The 18010-nt window shown below is 59.6% G+C and carries 11 protein-coding genes; 10 read left to right on the plus strand and 1 reads right to left on the minus strand.

Going from position 1 to position 18010, the window contains the following annotated elements; genetic code table 11:
- The first annotated feature begins 118 nt into the window (after window positions 1–118).
- From rpoB to ACR3EL_RS02600, 4 genes are all read left to right on the plus strand, one after another.
- A complete protein-coding gene (gene rpoB / locus ACR3EL_RS02585; RefSeq protein WP_170341436.1) occupies window positions 119–4255 on the plus strand; it encodes a DNA-directed RNA polymerase subunit beta in 4137 nt (1378 codons plus the stop codon).
- 50 nt (window positions 4256–4305) lie between these two features.
- Window positions 4306–8547, plus strand: a complete 4242-nt coding sequence (rpoC, locus tag ACR3EL_RS02590) for a DNA-directed RNA polymerase subunit beta' (RefSeq protein ID WP_170341438.1) — start codon at window positions 4306–4308, stop codon at window positions 8545–8547.
- Window positions 8548–8742: 195 nt separating this feature from the next.
- Window positions 8743–9852, plus strand: coding sequence for an HlyD family secretion protein (locus ACR3EL_RS02595; protein ID WP_170341439.1), 1110 nt, complete (start codon window positions 8743–8745; stop codon window positions 9850–9852).
- A gap of 168 nt (window positions 9853–10020) precedes the next feature.
- The gene (locus ACR3EL_RS02600) at window positions 10021–10890 is read left to right on the plus strand and encodes a DMT family transporter (RefSeq protein WP_170341469.1); all 870 of its coding nucleotides are present in this window, start codon (window positions 10021–10023) and stop codon (window positions 10888–10890) included.
- Here ACR3EL_RS02600 and ACR3EL_RS02605 read toward each other — a convergent pair.
- Window positions 10875–11681 (minus strand): putative rhamnosyl transferase, encoded by an 807-nt coding sequence (locus ACR3EL_RS02605; protein WP_170341440.1) that lies wholly within the window; start codon window positions 11679–11681, stop codon window positions 10875–10877. The two genes, ACR3EL_RS02600 and ACR3EL_RS02605, sit on opposite strands and share 16 nt — an antisense overlap.
- 374 nt (window positions 11682–12055) lie before the next feature.
- Here ACR3EL_RS02605 and rpsL point away from each other — a divergent pair, with 374 nt between their 5' ends.
- The 6 genes from rpsL to rpsJ all read left to right on the plus strand — a co-directional run bounded on the left by rpsL (window position 12056) and on the right by rpsJ (window position 18005).
- A complete protein-coding gene (rpsL, locus tag ACR3EL_RS02610; RefSeq protein WP_005980675.1) occupies window positions 12056–12427 on the plus strand; it encodes a 30S ribosomal protein S12 in 372 nt (123 codons plus the stop codon).
- A 15-nt stretch (window positions 12428–12442) separates the two neighbouring features.
- Entirely contained in the window at window positions 12443–12913 is a 471-nt protein-coding gene (gene rpsG / locus ACR3EL_RS02615; RefSeq protein WP_093964348.1) for a 30S ribosomal protein S7, read from the plus strand.
- Between the two features lie 18 nt (window positions 12914–12931).
- A complete protein-coding gene (gene fusA / locus ACR3EL_RS02620) occupies window positions 12932–15049 on the plus strand; it encodes an elongation factor G (protein WP_093964349.1) in 2118 nt (705 codons plus the stop codon).
- A 60-nt stretch (window positions 15050–15109) separates the two neighbouring features.
- Window positions 15110–16285 carry an elongation factor Tu gene (gene tuf, locus ACR3EL_RS02625; protein ID WP_170343064.1) on the plus strand — a complete coding sequence of 392 codons (1176 nt, stop codon included), beginning with the start codon at window positions 15110–15112 and terminating at the stop codon, window positions 16283–16285.
- Between the two features lie 235 nt (window positions 16286–16520).
- On the plus strand, window positions 16521–17468 hold the full coding sequence (locus ACR3EL_RS02630; protein ID WP_170342975.1) for an aldo/keto reductase: 948 nt from the start codon (window positions 16521–16523) through the stop codon (window positions 17466–17468).
- A 222-nt stretch (window positions 17469–17690) separates the two neighbouring features.
- Window positions 17691–18005, plus strand: a complete 315-nt coding sequence (gene rpsJ, locus ACR3EL_RS02635; RefSeq protein ID WP_008756422.1) for a 30S ribosomal protein S10 — start codon at window positions 17691–17693, stop codon at window positions 18003–18005.
- Window positions 18006–18010 lie beyond the last annotated feature (5 nt).

The raw sequence follows: 18010 nt of genomic DNA on the forward strand, positions 1-18010 counted from the left end.
AGGCTACCATTCGGGACGGTGGCCACGAATTGATCCGGACGTGTCGTCTCGTATGTGCAAGGCGCCGGGGCCCGACGGTGTTTTTGCCCGCTGAGAACATCGAAAGGTGACATCTGACATGGCTCAATCGTTCCTTGGCCAGAAACGTCTTCGGAAATACTACGGCAAAATCCGCGAAGTCCTGGAAATGCCGAACCTCATTGAGGTCCAGAAATCCTCCTATGATCTATTCCTGCGCTCTGGCGATGCCGACCAGCCGACCGACGGCGAAGGTATCAACGGCGTGTTCCAATCGGTCTTTCCGATCAAGGATTTCAACGAAACTTCCGTGCTGGAATTCGTGAAATACGAGCTGGAAAAGCCGAAATACGACGTTGAAGAGTGCATGCAGCGCGACATGACCTACAGCGCGCCGCTGAAGGTCACCCTGCGCCTGATCGTGTTCGATGTCGACGAAGACACTGGGGCCAAATCGGTCAAGGACATCAAGGAACAGGACGTGTTCATGGGCGACATGCCCCTGATGACGCCGAACGGTACCTTCATCGTGAACGGCACCGAGCGTGTGATCGTGTCCCAGATGCACCGGTCGCCCGGCGTGTTCTTCGACCACGACAAGGGCAAGACCCACTCCTCGGGCAAGCTGCTGTTTGCCTGCCGCATTATCCCGTACCGCGGCAGCTGGTTGGACTTCGAGTTCGACGCCAAGGACATCGTCTATGCCCGGATCGACCGTCGCCGCAAACTGCCGGTGACCACGCTACTCTATGCCCTGGGCCTGGACCAGGAAGCGATCATGGACGCGTATTACGACACCGTGTCCTACAAGCTGAACAAGAAGAAGGGCTGGGTCACCCCGTTCTTCCCCGAACGTGTGCGCGGCACCCGTCCCACCTATGACCTGATCGACGCAAAAAGCGGTGAAGTGATTGCCGAAGCCGGCAAGAAGGTCACCCCGCGCGCGGTCAAGCAGCTGATCGACGAGGGCAAGGTCACCGACCTACTGGTGCCGTTCGACCACATCGTCGGCAAGTTCGTCGCCAAGGACATCATCAATGAAGAAACCGGTGCGATCTATGTCGAAGCCGGTGATGAGCTGACGCTGGAATATGACAAGGATGGCGAGCTGATCGGCGGCACCGTGAAGGAGCTGATCGATGCCGGCATCACCGATATTCCGGTTCTGGACATCGACAACATCAACGTCGGTCCGTACATCCGCAACACCATGGCGCAGGACAAGAACATGGGCCGCGAAAGCGCGCTGATGGACATCTACCGCGTCATGCGTCCGGGCGAGCCGCCCACCGTCGAGGCCGCGTCGGCTCTGTTCGACACCCTGTTCTTCGACAGCGAGCGCTATGATCTGTCGGCCGTTGGCCGCGTGAAGATGAACATGCGCCTGAACCTGGATGCTCCGGACACCCTGCGGACTCTGCGCCGCGAAGACATCGTGGCCTGCATCAAGGCACTGGTCGAGCTTCGTGACGGCAAAGGCGACGTGGACGACATCGACCACCTAGGCAACCGTCGTGTGCGCTCGGTCGGTGAACTGATGGAAAACCAGTACCGCGTCGGCCTGCTGCGCATGGAACGCGCCATCAAAGAGCGCATGTCGTCGGTCGAGATCGACACCGTCATGCCGCAGGACCTGATCAACGCGAAACCGGCGGCGGCCGCCGTGCGTGAATTCTTCGGCAGCTCGCAGCTGTCGCAGTTCATGGACCAGACCAACCCGCTGTCGGAAGTCACCCACAAACGCCGCCTGTCGGCGCTTGGCCCGGGTGGTCTGACGCGCGAGCGTGCGGGTTTTGAGGTGCGCGACGTGCACCCAACCCACTATGGCCGGATGTGCCCGATTGAAACGCCTGAAGGTCCGAACATCGGTCTGATCAACTCGCTGGCCACCTTTGCCCGCGTGAACAAGTACGGTTTCATCGAAACCCCCTATCGCGTTGTGAAAGGCGGGCAGGTGACCGACGAGGTCCACTACATGTCCGCGACCGAGGAGATGCGTCACACCGTGGCCCAGGCCAACGCGACGCTGGATACGGATGGCAAGTTCATCAACGATCTGGTCTCGACCCGTCAGGCCGGTGACTACACGCTTGCCCCGCGCGAAAATGTGGACCTGATCGACGTGTCGCCGAAACAGCTGGTTTCGGTTGCTGCATCGCTGATCCCGTTCCTTGAAAATGACGACGCCAACCGCGCTCTGATGGGCTCGAACATGCAACGTCAGGCGGTTCCGCTGCTGCGGGCCGAGGCGCCGCTGGTCGGTACCGGGATTGAGGAAAAGGTTGCGATCGACTCGGGTGCTGCGATCCAGGCGAAACGTGCCGGTATCATCGACCAGGTCGATGCCCAGCGCATCGTTATCCGCGCCACTGAAGATCTGGAACTGGGCGACGCTGGTGTGGACATCTACCGTCTGCGCAAATTCCAGCGGTCGAACCAGAACACCTGCATCAACCAGCGTCCGCTGATCAAGGTGGGTGACACCGTCCAGAAGGGCGAGGTCATTGCCGATGGTCCGTCGACCGATATGGGTGAACTGGCTCTGGGCAAGAACGTGGTCGTCGCGTTCATGCCGTGGAACGGTTACAACTACGAAGACTCGATCCTGATCTCGGAACGTATCGCGCGTGACGACGTATTCACCTCGGTCCATATCGAGGAATTCGAAGTCGCCGCCCGTGATACAAAGCTGGGTCCGGAAGAGATCACCCGCGACATTCCGAACGTCGGTGAAGAAGCGCTGCGCAACCTCGACGAGGCGGGCATCGTTTACATCGGCGCGGATGTTGAGCCGGGCGATATTCTGGTCGGCAAGATCACTCCGAAGGGCGAAAGCCCGATGACCCCGGAAGAAAAACTGCTGCGCGCCATCTTTGGTGAAAAAGCATCTGACGTGCGCGACACTTCGCTGCGCGTGAAGCCGGGCGATTACGGTACGGTCGTCGAAGTCCGCGTCTTCAACCGTCACGGCGTCGAGAAAGACGAGCGTGCGCTGCAGATCGAGCGTGAGGAAGTCGAACGTCTGGCCCGTGACCGGGACGACGAACTGGCGATCCTCGACCGCAACATCTATGCGCGTCTCAAGTCGATGATCCTGGGCAAAACCGCCGTCAAGGGGCCGAAAGGCGTCAAGGCGGGCTCGGAGATCACCGAAGAGCTGCTCGAGTCGCTGACCCGCGGTCAGTGGTGGCAGCTGGCGCTGGAAGACGAGAAGGACGCCCAGATCGTCGAGGCTCTGAACGAGCAGTACGAGGTGCAGAAACGCGCCCTGGATGCCCGTTTCGAAGACAAGGTCGAGAAGGTCCGCCGTGGCGACGACCTGCCGCCGGGCGTGATGAAGATGGTCAAGGTCTTCATCGCCGTGAAGCGCAAGCTGCAGCCGGGCGACAAGATGGCCGGCCGTCACGGGAACAAGGGTGTGATCTCGAAGGTCGTGCCGATGGAGGACATGCCGTTCCTTGCGGATGGTACTCCGGTAGACTTCTGTCTGAACCCTCTGGGCGTGCCGTCGCGTATGAACGTCGGTCAGATCCTTGAAACCCACATGGGTTGGGCCGCTCGCGGTCTGGGTCTGAAGATCGACGAGGCGCTGCAGGAATACCGCCGCTCGGGCGACCTGACACCGGTCCGTGACGCGATGAAACACGCCTATGGCGAGGATGTCTACGAAGAGGGCATCAGCGGCATGGACGAAGATCAGCTGATCGAAGCGGCCAGCAACGTGACCCGCGGTGTTCCGATCGCAACCCCGGTCTTTGACGGCGCCAAAGAGGCCGACGTCAACGACGCGCTGATCCGCGCCGGTTTCTCGGAAAGCGGTCAGTCGATCCTGTTCGACGGCCGCACCGGCGAGCAGTTCGCGCGTCCGGTGACCGTGGGCATCAAGTATCTGCTGAAACTGCACCACCTGGTGGACGACAAGATCCACGCGCGTTCGACCGGGCCGTACAGCCTGGTGACCCAGCAGCCGCTGGGCGGCAAGGCGCAGTTCGGTGGTCAGCGCTTTGGTGAGATGGAGGTCTGGGCTCTGGAAGCTTACGGCGCCGCCTACACCCTGCAGGAGATGCTCACCGTGAAATCGGATGACGTCGCCGGCCGGACCAAGGTCTATGAGTCGATCGTCAAGGGCGAGGATAACTTCGAGGCGGGCGTACCGGAATCGTTCAACGTTCTGGTTAAAGAAGTCCGTGGCCTCGGCCTGAATATGGAACTCCTGGATGCGGAGGTTGAGGAGTAAGGGCGCTGCCCTTTCTCCCGTCCCCCCTTCCGCAAGATTTGAGGTAACAAATGAACCAGGAAATCACCAACAACCCGTTCAACCCGCTGACGCCGCCCAAGGTTTTCGACGAGATCAAGGTCTCGCTGGCGTCGCCCGAGCGGATCCTGTCTTGGTCCTATGGCGAGATCAAGAAACCCGAAACCATCAACTACCGGACGTTCAAGCCCGAGCGTGACGGTCTGTTCTGCGCGCGTATCTTTGGCCCGATCAAAGATTACGAATGTCTGTGCGGCAAATATAAGCGGATGAAGTATCGCGGCGTCGTCTGCGAGAAATGCGGTGTGGAAGTCACCCTGCAGAAAGTCCGCCGCGAGCGTATGGGCCACATCGAACTGGCCGCGCCCGTCGCTCACATCTGGTTCCTGAAATCGCTGCCGTCCCGCATCGGTCTGATGCTGGACATGACGCTGCGCGATCTGGAACGCGTTCTGTACTTTGAAAACTATGTCGTCATCGAGCCCGGTCTGACGGACCTGACCTACGGCCAGATGCTGACCGAAGAAGAGTACATGGACGCGCAGGATGCCTATGGCATGGACGCGTTTACCGCGAATATCGGTGCCGAAGCCATCCGTGAGATGCTGGCCCAGATCGATCTGGAGGCCGAAGCCGAGCAGCTGCGCGCTGATCTGGCCGAAGCCACCGGCGAGCTGAAGCCCAAGAAGATCATCAAGCGTCTGAAGGTTGTTGAGTCCTTCCTCGAGTCGGGCAACCGCCCCGAGTGGATGGTGATGACCGTGATTCCGGTCATTCCGCCGGAACTGCGTCCGCTGGTTCCGCTGGATGGTGGCCGTTTCGCGACTTCGGACCTGAACGACCTGTATCGCCGCGTCATCAACCGGAACAACCGTCTGAAGCGTCTGATCGAACTGCGCGCGCCTGACATCATCGTCCGCAACGAAAAGCGGATGCTGCAGGAATCCGTGGACGCTCTGTTCGACAATGGCCGTCGTGGCCGTGTGATCACCGGCGCCAACAAGCGTCCGCTGAAATCGCTGTCGGACATGCTGAAAGGTAAGCAAGGTCGCTTCCGTCAGAACCTTCTGGGTAAGCGCGTCGACTTCTCGGGCCGTTCGGTCATCGTGACCGGTCCGGAACTCAAGCTGCACCAGTGTGGTCTGCCCAAGAAGATGGCGCTGGAACTGTTCAAGCCGTTCATCTACTCGCGCCTTGAAGCCAAGGGTCTGTCTTCGACCGTGAAGCAGGCGAAGAAACTGGTCGAGAAAGAGCGTCCCGAAGTGTGGGATATCCTCGACGAGGTGATCCGCGAACACCCAGTCATGCTGAACCGTGCGCCGACACTGCACCGTCTTGGCATTCAGGCGTTCGAGCCGGTCCTGATCGAAGGTAAAGCCATCCAGCTGCACCCGCTGGTCTGTTCGGCCTTCAACGCCGACTTCGACGGTGACCAGATGGCCGTTCACGTCCCGCTGAGCCTTGAGGCGCAGCTGGAAGCGCGTGTTCTGATGATGTCGACGAACAACGTTCTGTCGCCTGCAAACGGCGCTCCGATCATCGTTCCGTCGCAGGACATGATCCTGGGTCTCTACTACGTGACCCTGGAACGCGAAGGCATGCCCGGCGAAGGCAAGGTCTTTGGTTCGATCGACGAAGTCCAGCACGCGCTGGACGCGGGCGAGGTGCACCTGCACTCGAAAATCACCGCGCGGATCACCCAGATCGACGAAGAAGGCAACGAGGTTCAGAAGCGTTTTGAAACCACGCCGGGCCGTGTTCGCTTGGGGGCTCTGCTGCCCAAGAACAACAAGGCACCGTTTGAACTGGTCAACCGCCTGTTGCGGAAGAAAGAAGTGCAACAGGTGATCGACACCGTCTACCGCTACTGCGGCCAGAAAGAGTCGGTGATCTTCTGCGACCAGATCATGTCGATGGGCTTCAAGGAAGCTTTCAAGGCCGGTATTTCGTTCGGCAAGGACGACATGGTGATCCCCGAGGACAAGTGGGGCATCGTGGACGAAACCCGCGAACAGGTGAAAGACTTCGAACAGCAGTACATGGACGGCCTGATCACTCAGGGCGAAAAGTACAACAAGGTTGTCGATGCCTGGTCGAAGTGTAACGACCGCGTAACCGAAGCCATGATGCGCACCATCTCGGCCGTGGCCAAGGATGAGGGCGGCGCTGACAAAGAGCCAAACTCGGTCTACATGATGGCGCACTCCGGTGCGCGTGGCTCGGTGACCCAGATGAAGCAGCTGGGCGGTATGCGCGGCCTGATGGCCAAGCCGAACGGCGACATCATCGAGACGCCGATCATCTCGAACTTCAAGGAAGGTCTGACCGTTCTTGAATACTTCAACTCGACCCACGGTGCCCGTAAGGGTCTGTCGGATACCGCTCTGAAGACGGCGAACTCGGGCTACCTGACCCGTCGTCTTGTTGACGTGGCGCAGGATTGCATCGTGCGCGAGGTTGATTGTGGAACCGACCGTGCGATCACGGCCGAAGCTGCGGTCAATGACGGCGAAGTCGTCGCATCGCTGGCGGAACGCGTTCTGGGCCGTGTGGCCGCAGATGACGTTCTGCGTCCGGGAACCGACGAGGTCATCGTCGCCGCCGGACAGCTGATCGACGAACGCATGGCCGATACGATCGACGAGGCCGGTGTTGCCTCGATGCGCATCCGCTCACCTCTGACCTGTGAGTCCGAGGAAGGTGTCTGTGCAACCTGCTACGGTCGTGACCTTGCCCGCGGGACCATGGTGAACACCGGTGAGGCTGTCGGCATCATCGCCGCGCAGTCGATCGGTGAACCGGGTACGCAGCTGACGATGCGGACCTTCCACATCGGTGGTGTTGCGCAAGGTGGTCAGCAGTCGTTCCAGGAAGCGAACCAGGACGGTGTCGTTGCCTTTGAGAACCCGCAGATTCTGGTCAATGCCGCCGGCGAAAGTCTGGTCATGGGCCGGAACATGAAGCTGGTGATCAACGACGAACACGGCGAAGAGCGCGCCAGCTTCAAGCTGGGCTACGGCTCGAAGCTGTTTGTCAAAGAAGGCACCAAGGTCAAGCGCGGCGACAAGCTGTTCGAGTGGGACCCCTACACCCTGCCGATCATTGCCGAGAAAGCCGGTACCGCAAAATACGTCGACCTGGTTTCGGGCATTGCTGTCCGCGACGAGACCGACGATGCAACCGGCATGACCCAGAAGATCGTGATCGACTGGCGCGCGGCCCCTAAAGGCAGCGATCTGAAGCCCGAGATTATTCTGGTGGACGACAACGGCGAGCCGGTCCGCAACGATGCGGGCAACCCGGTTCACTATCCGATGTCTGTGGACGCGATCCTGTCGGTCGAAGACGGTCAGAAGATCGAAGCCGGTGACGTTGTTGCGCGTATCCCGCGTGAAGGCGCCAAGACCAAGGACATCACCGGTGGTCTGCCGCGTGTGGCCGAACTGTTCGAAGCGCGTCGTCCGAAAGATCACGCAATCATCGCGGAAGCCGATGGTTACGTGCGCTTTGGCCGCGACTACAAGAACAAGCGCCGCATCAGTATCGAGCCGGTCGATGAGTCGCTGGAGACGATCGAGTACATGGTGCCCAAGGGCAAGCACATCCCGGTGCAGGAAGGCGACTTCGTGCAGAAGGGTGACTACATCATGGACGGCAACCCGGCTCCGCATGACATCCTGTCGATCATGGGTGTCGAGGCGCTGGCTGACTACATGATCAACGAGGTGCAAGAGGTCTACCGCCTGCAGGGCGTGAAGATCAACGACAAGCACATCGAAGTCATCGTACGCCAGATGCTGCAGAAGTGGGAGATATTGGACTCGGGCGACACCACCCTGCTGAAGGGCGAGCATGTCGACAAGCAGGAGTTCGACGCGGCCAACGAAAAGACCATCGCCCGCGGTGGTCGTCCGGCCCAGGGCGAGCCGATCCTTCTGGGGATCACCAAGGCATCGCTGCAAACGCGTTCGTTCATCTCAGCGGCGTCGTTCCAGGAAACCACCCGTGTGCTGACCGAAGCTTCGGTTCAGGGCAAGAAGGACAAGCTGGTTGGCCTGAAAGAGAACGTCATCGTCGGCCGTCTGATCCCGGCCGGTACCGGTGGTGCGACACAGCGTGTCCGCCAGATCGCGCAGCAGCGTGACAATGTCGTCATTGAGGCACGTCGCGAAGAGGCCGAGGCTGCAGCCGCGCTGGCCGCTCCGATGATGGATGATGACATGGTCGGCGATGAGCTGGACTCGCTGGTGGAAACTCCGGAAAGCCGCGAATAATATCGGCGACGAGAAACTCAGAAAGGCCCTGCGGTTCCGCGGGGCCTTTTTTGTTTCGGCCGGTGCCGGAAGCGGCCAGGGTTCGATCCAAACACTGTGATTTCAAATGGAACTGCTGCATACTCAAAAATCAGAATGTGGTAATGGAATTGCTCCCGTCATCACTGTTTGGAACTCAACACGGGTCTTGATCGGATGCTCATAGTCCTTGGATTGTATTTTGGCGTGATTTGGCTGGTCTTCTCCAAGTTCAGCCTGCTGCCCTGGAATGGCTTCTGGAAGACCGTTTCATACGGTGGGGCCGCCGTCGTCGCGTTGGTTGTCATCGGCGCACTCAACCACACGGCGCCTACGGGGCCTGTGTCGGTTCTGGGTGTTCAGACAAGCATTGTGCCTAATGTCTCCGGAACGGTCGTCGAAGTTGCCGTTGAGCCGAACCAGAAGGTCAACGAAGGCGATCTCTTGTTCAGAATCGATCCCGAGTTCTACGTGCTCGAGGTAGCGCGGCTGGAGGCATCTCTGGAAGCCGCCCGGTCGGCAGCGGACCAATTGACCACGGATCTGGCGGCTGCCGAAGCCGATATCGCTTCATTGACCGCGCAACTTGTTTTTGGGCAGCAGCGGCGGGATGACATCGTTCAACTGGAAGAGCGTGGCGCATCCACCACCTTCAAACTGCAGGAAGCGGTCGCGACGATCGAACAGCTCACCGCAAGCATTCGTGCAGCAGAAGCGCGAAAAGCGGGGCTGGAGCGCCGGATCGCAGCTCAGATCGACGGTGAGGATGTTGCGGTCGTGGAGGCCGAACAGGCGCTTGCGCAGGCCGAATGGAACCTCAAGCAGACGGAAGTCTTCGCGCCGGGCGACGGGATCGTCAGTGCGGTCACGCTGCGCCCGGGCAATCGCGCGACAACCTTCCAGGGCGCATTGACCTTCATAGATCCGACGAACCACGCGTTGGTGGCCTCGCTGCCCCAATCCAGCCGATCCAATGTCGGCCTTGGCGATGAAATCCGTGTGGCGCTGCGAACCCAACCGGGATCCGAGATCACGGGAACTATTTCAGGGTTCCCGCCGGCCCTGTCTGAGGGCGCATTGGATCTCCGCTCCGGTTTGCCCTCGATGCGCGAACTTGTCGGGATCTCCAGCTTTCCGGTCCTCATCGAACTGCCTGGCGATGTACCTCTGGAAACACTTCAATTCGGCGCGTCGGGCACCGCGCTTGTGATGACTGACAAGGCGGGGCCGATTTCGCCACTTGCAGAGATTCTGTTCTGGGTCACGCAGAAGCTGAACTACCTGTAGGCGGAAACACAGGGACCCGCCCCATAAAAGTGAACAGGTACAGCTACGATGCGTTGAACCTCGGGTCTGCGATCTGACCAAACAATATCGAATTGGCCGGATCACAAGTTGACAATCTGCTCAGGTGAGATGCCAATGCCGGGACCAGATTGAAACCGGGCCATGGCAATGACACCGAACGTCAAAGGCGCCCTGCTGATGATGGGCAGCATGGCCGCATTCACTGTGAACGATACACTGGTCAAGGCGGCCGGTCAGGAGGTGCCACTGTTCCAGCTGGTGGCTCTGCGCGGGTTGTTGGCGACGATCCTGGTTTTTGCGTTGGCGCGGCATCTGGGGGCATTGCATCTGCGGTTTGGGCGGCACGATCGCTGGTTGGTGGCTTTTCGCTGCGTGGCGGAATTGTCGGCGACGTTCTTCTTCCTCACGGCGTTGATGCACATGCCACTGGCCAATGTGACCGCGGTTCTGCAGGCCCTGCCGCTGACCGTAACCCTCGGTGCGGCCCTGTTCTTTTCGGAACAGATCGGGTGGCGGCGGATCATGGCCATAGCATTGGGATTTGCGGGAATGCTGCTGATCGTGCGACCGGGTCCGGACGGATTCAGCATCTATGCCATGTATGCCCTGATTGCCGTCATCTGCGTGACGGCTCGGGATTTGATCACCCGCCGAATGTCGCCAGAGGTGCCGTCGATGGTCGTTACTTTGGCAACCTCATTGACGATTACCACCGGAGCGGCAATTGCCTCGGCTTTTCAGGGTTGGGTTCCGATGACGGCCGGGTCGGGGATGCTGATTGCCTCGGCGGCTGTTTTCGTCCTGCTCGGGTATCTCTTCAGCGTAATGGTGATGCGCGTTGGCGAGGTTAGCTTTGTCGCACCGTTCCGATACTCGAGCTTGATCTGGGCCTTGGGTCTGGGCTGGGCGGTTTTCGGGGATTGGCCCGACCGGATCACCATGCTGGGCGCTGCACTGGTGGTCAGCGCGGGGCTGTTCACCCTCTTTCGTGAGCGGGCGCTTCAGACGTCCGAATAGACGCGTCGGACCATCTTCTGATCAATTGCAAACCGGGTTTCGAACTGCTTGGCCAGAGCGGGGGTCGGCGGTTCCAGCTTGGCCTTGCTTGCCCGGGTGTTGGGTGAATCGTTGAACCCGTTGAGACTGCGCACCCACATCGGTGGTTCGTTCTGGCTGATGACTGGCATGAAGTTGCCGATCTTGTGGTGGGCAAAGTTCATGATCGTCAGATCACACCCGCCGCGCACATACATCCCAAAACCAACACCCAGCAGCGACCGGTGAACCGGCGTGGCCTGGATTCCGCTGGCGTCGAACCGGGCAAGAAAGCCGTGATTGAAATCGATGGCAACCATTTTGTTGCGCCGTACCAGTCCTTCGGCGTCCTGAACCGCGCGGCGCAGTAATTCGACGAAATCCACCGCAACCGCATCGTCGTCATCGTGGCGGAATTGCAGGCATGGCAGGTCAGGGTTCAAGCGTGCCCGGTTCAGGACGTCCTTCATGACAGAGCGATGCCGGCCGGGTTCCTGCGAGACGATTTGCACTTGTTTCATGCCCGAAGTCAGGTCGTTCAGACGATCACGGGCGACCCGAGGCAGGCAGGTCCCGGTCACGATCACAAACTGAAACCGCGGATCGGTTTGGGCGCGCAGGGCGGGCAGGGCGCAGGTCTCGAACAGGCGGAACCGCTCGTCCAGACGTCGGGGGTCGTACAAGTGGCGCCGGCGCGCTTCGACCGACTCGTGCATGGTCTGGAACCCGCCGATGGCCGGGTAGGAGAAACGGCACAGACCAATGACTTGCATCTTCACTTCCGGTAGGAATACACCAGTGCGGACTATGCCCCGAGGGATGTGACACCGCAACCGATGTCGCTTCCGCTGCAACGCACGGCTGCAAGGCGGGCGGCCATCTGCCGGGGCTGTTGACAGTCGGGCCGACTCCCCCTATACGCCCGTCATCTCGGTACCGGGGGCCGCCCCAAAACCGATTTCAGTATTGAACTGGTCAAGGCCCGGACAATTTTGCAGTTCGCGCCCTCTGATAACCAACCGCGACGTTCACCTCGGAATGGGAACGCTCGCGGGTTTTGCGCTTGTGGACGCATTGGCGCAGCAAAGTTAGCCGCACGCAACGCGCGTGCATGTCATGTGTGTTGCAAAACGGGGAAGAAACCGGAATGCCAACTATTCAACAGCTGATCCGCAAACCGCGGCAGCCCAAAGTAAAACGCTCGAAGTCCATGCACCTGGAGCAGTGCCCGCAGAAGCGCGGCGTCTGCACCCGCGTGTACACCACCACGCCGAAGAAGCCGAACTCGGCTATGCGTAAGGTTGCCAAGGTGCGCCTGACCAACGGTTACGAAGTCATTTCGTACATCCCGGGTGAAAGCCACAACCTGCAAGAACACTCGGTTGTTCTGATCCGTGGCGGCCGTGTGAAAGACCTTCCGGGTGTCCGCTACCACATCCTGCGTGGTGTTCTGGATACCCAGGGCGTCAAAGACCGTAAGCAACGTCGTTCGAAATACGGCGCGAAGCGTCCCAAGTAAGAAGGAGAGGCTGATATGTCACGTCGTCACGCCGCCGAAAAACGCGAAGTCCTGCCTGACGCCAAATTTGGCGACAAGGTCCTGACCAAATTCATGAACAACCTGATGATCGACGGCAAGAAGTCGGTCGCAGAGCGTATCGTCTACAACGCCTTCGACCGCGTTGAGAGCAAGATCAAGCGCGCTCCTGTCGAGGTGTTCCACGAAGCACTCGACAACATCAAGCCGTCGGTCGAGGTTCGCTCGCGCCGGGTTGGTGGTGCAACCTACCAGGTTCCGGTCGAAGTGCGCCCCGAGCGCCGCGAAGCTCTGGCCATCCGCTGGCTGATCACCGCCGCGCGCGGCCGCAACGAAAACACCATGGAAGAACGCCTCGCCGGCGAACTGCTGGACGCCGTACAGTCCCGCGGTACTGCCGTTAAGAAGCGCGAAGACACCCACAAGATGGCCGAGGCGAACAAAGCCTTCAGCCACTATCGTTGGTAATCCCAGAGGCTTATCCAAATGGCACGCGAATATCCGCTCGAACTATACCGTAACTTCGGTATCATGGCGCACATCGATGCAGGCAAGACCACCTGCTCGGAGCGTATCCTGTATTACACCGGCAAATCCCACAACATCGGTGAGGTGCACGATGGTGCAGCCACCATGGACTGGATGGAGCAGGAGCAGGAACGCGGCATCACCATCACTTCGGCTGCGACCACCACCTTCTGGGAGCGCACCGAGGACGGTCAGACCGCCGATACCCCCAAGCACCGCCTGAACATCATCGACACCCCCGGCCACGTTGACTTCACCATCGAAGTCGAGCGTTCGCTGGCGGTTCTCGACGGTGCCGTTTGCGTTCTGGACGCAAACGCAGGTGTTGAGCCCCAGACCGAAACCGTGTGGCGTCAGGCTGACCGCTACAAGGTTCCGCGCATGGTCTTCGTCAACAAGATGGACAAGATCGGCGCGGACTTCTTCAACTGCGTTCGCATGATCGAAGACCGCACCGGCGCGCGCGCCGTTCCCGTCGGTATCCCGATCGGTGCAGAGAACGAACTTGAAGGCCTGATCGACCTGGTCACCATGGAAGAATGGCTGTGGCAGGGCGAAGACCTTGGCGCAAGCTGGGTCAAGGCTCCGATCCGCGACAGCCTGAAGGACATGGCTGAAGAATGGCGCGGCAAGATGATCGAAGCGGCCGTCGAAGAAGACGACGACGCGATGATGGAATACCTGGAAGGCAACGAGCCCGACATTCCGACCCTGCGCAAACTGCTGCGCAAGGGTACCCTGGCGCTGCACTTCGTGCCGGTTCTGGGTGGTTCGGCGTTCAAGAACAAAGGTGTTCAGCCGCTGCTCAACGCCGTGATCGACTATCTGCCCAGCCCGCTGGACGTTGTCGACTACATGGGCTTCAAACCCGGTGACGAGGAAGAAGTCCGTAACATCGCGCGTCGCGCTGACGATGACATGGCCTTCTCGGGCCTGGCGTTCAAAATCATGAATGACCCCTTCGTTGGCTCGCTGACCTTCACCCGGATCTACTCGGGCGTTCTGAACAAGGGCGACTCGATCCTGAACTCGACCAAAGGCAAGAAAGAGCGCATCGGTCGTATGATGATGATGCACTCGAACAACCGGGAAGAGATCGAAGAAGCGTTCGCAGGCGACATCATCGCTCTGGCGGGTCTGAAAGACACCACCACCGGTGACACCCTGTGCGATCCGAAGGATCCCGTGGTTCTGGAAACCATGACCTTCCCCGATCCGGTGATCGAGATCGCGGTCGAGCCCAAAACCAAGGGCGACCAGGAAAAGATGTCTCAGGGTCTGGCCCGTCTGGCCGCCGAAGACCCGTCCTTCCGCGTGGAAACCGACCTGGAATCGGGTCAGACCATCATGAAGGGCATGGGCGAACTTCACCTGGACATCCTGGTTGACCGTCTGAAGCGCGAGTTCAAGGTCGAAGCCAACATCGGTGCGCCGCAGGTGGCCTATCGTGAGACCATCTCGATGCCGATCGAACACACCTACACCCACAAGAAACAGTCGGGTGGTTCGGGTCAGTTCGCTGAGGTCAAGCTCGAGATCACTCCGACCGAACCGGGCGAAGGTTATTCGTTCGAAAGCCGCATCGTTGGTGGTGCCGTTCCGAAGGAATACATCCCCGGTGTCGAAAAAGGCATCCAGTCCGTCATGGACAGCGGCCCGCTGGCCGGCTTCCCCGTGATCGACTTCAAGGTTGCCCTGCTGGACGGTAAATTCCACGACGTCGACTCGAGCGTTCTGGCGTTCGAAATCGCGTCGCGGATGTGCATGCGCGAAGGTCTGAAAAAGGCCGGCGCGAAACTGCTGGAGCCGATCATGAAGGTCGAAGTGATCACCCCGGAAGAGTACACCGGCGGTATCATCGGCGACCTGACTTCGCGTCGGGGCCAGGTGTCTGGACAAGAGCCGCGCGGCAACGCGATTGCGATCGACGCATTCGTGCCGCTGGCCAACATGTTCGGCTACATCAACACTCTGCGTTCGATGTCGTCGGGCCGCGCCCAGTTCACCATGCAGTTCGACCACTATGATCCGGTTCCGCAGAACATCGCGGAAGAGATCCAGGCAAAATACGCATAACCGAAAAATAGAGGGAGCCTGCTGCCCGGGCTCCCTTCATTTCCGAAAAAGGAGGCCATCATGGCAAAGGAAAAGTTTGAGCGTACAAAACCGCACGTCAACATTGGCACGATTGGCCACGTTGACCACGGCAAGACGACGCTGACCGCAGCAATCACCAAGTATTTCGGCGACTTCAAGGCGTATGACCAGATTGACGGCGCGCCGGAAGAGAAAGCGCGCGGCATCACCATCTCGACCGCCCACGTGGAATACGAGACCGACAACCGCCACTATGCGCACGTCGACTGCCCCGGCCACGCCGACTATGTGAAGAACATGATCACCGGTGCCGCTCAGATGGACGGCGCGATCCTGGTTGTGAACGCAGCTGACGGCCCGATGCCGCAGACCCGCGAGCACATCCTGCTGGGCCGCCAGGTTGGCATCCCGAAGATGGTCGTGTTCCTGAACAAGGTTGACCAGGTTGACGACGAAGAGCTGCTGGAACTGGTTGAGATGGAAGTTCGCGAACTGCTGTCCAGCTACGACTACCCCGGCGACGACATTCCGATCATCGCAGGTTCGGCTCTGGCCGCGATGGAAGGCAACAACCCGGAAATCGGCGAGAACAAGATCCGCGAACTGATGGCGGCCGTTGACGAGTACATCGACACGCCCGAGCGCGCTGTTGACCAGCCGTTCCTGATGCCGATCGAAGACGTGTTCTCGATCTCGGGTCGTGGTACCGTTGTGACCGGTCGTGTCGAGCGTGGTGTGATCAACGTTGGCGACGAGATCGAAATCGTCGGCATCCGCGACACGCAGAAGACCACCTGCACCGGTGTCGAGATGTTCCGCAAGCTGCTGGACCGCGGTGAAGCGGGCGACAACATCGGCGCCCTGCTGCGCGGCGTTGACCGTGACGGCGTTGAGCGTGGCCAGGTTCTGTGTAAGCCGGGCTCGGTTACTCCGCACACCAAGTTCGAAGCCGAAGCCTACATCCTGACCAAGGAAGAAGGCGGCCGTCACACTCCGTTCTTCGCGAACTACCGTCCGCAGTTCTACTTCCGTACGACTGACGTGACCGGCACCGTGACCCTGGCCGAAGGCACCGAGATGGTCATGCCCGGCGACAACGTGTCGTTCGGCGTCGAGCTGATCGCCCCGATCGCCATGGAAAACGGTCTGCGCTTCGCCATCCGCGAAGGCGGCCGCACCGTCGGCGCAGGCGTCGTGTCCAAAATCATCGAGTAAGGCGCGCTTTCCGCGCCCGGTTGTGGCAGGCGGTTTTCCAAAGCGAAGCCAGCCGAAAGAAACTCGGTGAGAAATCAAAGAAGGCCGTCCCAAACCGGGGCGGCCTTTTTCGTTAAGTTCCCAAAACCATGGCTGCGCCGATCTTGGTGTTGCACGCGAATACGCCAAGCTTGCGTTGAGCGGCGCCCCTCGACACAATTGCAGTCAGAAATGTCCTGTAGGGGAGGATGGTGGAATGACCAAGCATGTTGAAATCGGCCGGACTGGAGTCAGGTTGCCGCAAGTAGGGTTCGGTTCAACAGGGCTGGGAAGCATTCCTCAGATATATGGATACGAAGTAGACGAAGGCCGTGCACTGGACACCATCCGGGAAATTCTCCAGCGTCCGGACGGCTTCATCGATACAGCGCGCGGGTATGCGTTGGGCCGAAGCGAAGAACGTATCGGGCAAGTCATTCGCGAACTGGGCGGGTGGCCCGAGGGCCGGGTTCTGTCTACGAAACTGGACCGGGACATGGAGAGTAACAGGTTTGATGCGGCACAAGCGCGAAGGTCGCTTGAAGCAAGCCTTGAAGCCCTTGGCGTTGATCACGTGGATATTCTTCACCTTCATGACCCTGAATACGCAGCAGATCTTTCCGAGGTGACCGGCAAGGGCGGCGCGCTTGATGAGCTGTTTCGGATGAAGGAAGAAGGCCTGGCCAAAGCTGTTGGGCTTGCCGGTGGTCGAATTGACGTCCTGATGCCAATGCTACGCGATCGTGAGTTCGACGTCCTTCTGACGCACAACAGGTATACAGTCGTCAACGTGAATTCCGCTTCGCTGATTGAACTCGCGCGTTCCAAGGGAGTGACCGTTCTGAATGCTGCGCCCTATTCCGGAGGAATATTGGCCAAGGGAAGTTCCGCTCATCATTTCTACGTCTATCAGCCGGCGACCGAAGCGGTTCTGGGCCCGGTTCGTGCTGTCGAGAGTATCTGTTCCCGCTACGATGTCCCGTTGGGGGCGCTTGCGTTGCAGTTCTCGGTCAAAAACACAGATATCGCTTCGACAATTTGCGGCGCGACATGGCCGCAGCACGTGGACCAGACATTCGAATGGGCCAACTGGTCTATCCCGGATGCGGTCTGGACAGAGCTGGTGAAATTGGGGCAATCCCAAAACGATCCTGAAGCCGGGTAGGGTCTTCAAGATTCAGCGCGGCGGCCTATCACTTGTTAGACAATCCGCATTTGGGGCTTGGTGGCATTTCCCCCTTGCCAAACAGCGCCAACCCCACTAAACCGCGCGAGTTCTCGGTGAGAACGTGAAGGCGGGGTGATTCCCGCCTTTTGGGTTCGATGAGGGTTGGCGATGAGCGCCCGTCCTCCTCTCAACTCCAACGCCTGAAAAAAGGCTGTTAATATGCAAAGCCAAAACATCCGTATTCGGCTGAAGGCATTTGACTATCGCGTCCTGGATGCCAGCACGCAAGAGATCGTCAACACTGCAAAGCGGACCGGCGCAAACGTGCGCGGCCCGATCCCGCTGCCGAACAAGATCGAGAAGTTCACGGTTCTCCGTGGTCCTCACGTTGACAAGAAATCCCGCGATCAGTTCGAGATCCGTACGCACAAGCGTCTGCTCGACATCGTTGATCCGACCCCCCAGACCGTTGACGCGCTGATGAAGCTCGACCTCGCTGCTGGTGTGGACGTCGAGATCAAGCTGCAGTCGTAAGATCG

This window comes from Ruegeria sp. BJ3 (assembly GCF_056535665.1).